The 733-nt window shown below is 48.0% G+C and carries 1 protein-coding gene; it reads right to left on the reverse strand.

What is annotated here, in order from left to right:
* On the reverse strand, positions 1-733 hold a 733-nt coding region (locus tag R7Z50_RS27040), incomplete at both ends, for a tetratricopeptide repeat protein (protein WP_318149688.1).

Genomic DNA, 733 nt, shown 5'->3' on the forward strand with positions numbered 1-733 from the left:
GCTTCACTGTAATATTGAATCGCTTTATTCCAGTTTGCTCTTAGTGCCAGAATTTCCGCGCGAGCTGCAAGCTCTTCATCACTACGTCCAAGGGCATGATAGCCTTTCGATAATAGCTGCCAGCCATTGCTATCTTCTGGGTTATCGTGTGTATAACGCTGAAGCGTACGCACAGCTTGGTCATTTTGGTTTGCTTCAAGCAACGCGTTGGCGTAGTTAATGGTTAATACTTTGTTTTGAGGATTACGCTTTAGCGCGCTATTTAGCAACTCAACAGCTTTTTGTGGCTGTTTTTTCTCGATGTATAGATCGGTCATTGCATCTAAATAGAATGGGTTGCCCGGATCTTGCGCTAACAGCTTTTTCAAAATCGGTTCTGCTTGTGATAAGCGTTTGTTGTCCAGATGAACCAGCGCTCGGCCATAATCAAATGACGGCATGATGTCCGCTGAAGCTTTCTTTTGAGTACGCTCAAACCAACCTAGTGCGGCTTGTCCGTCGATACCGGCATATCGCGCCACAATGCGCGCACGCGCCAAATGGTAATCGATAGAGGGTGCAATGCGCATTGGAGGATAGGCTTGTGCACGTTGACGGCTATCTGCTACACGGTCTTCTGGTAAAGGGTGAGTCAGTAGCATTGGTGGCGGTTTGCTCGCGTAGCGGTATTCATCGGCTAAACGGCCAAAGAAACGCGGCATTGCTTGCACATCAAATCCTGCTTTCGCCAAGG

The organism is Vibrio sp. 1249-1 (assembly GCF_033340495.1).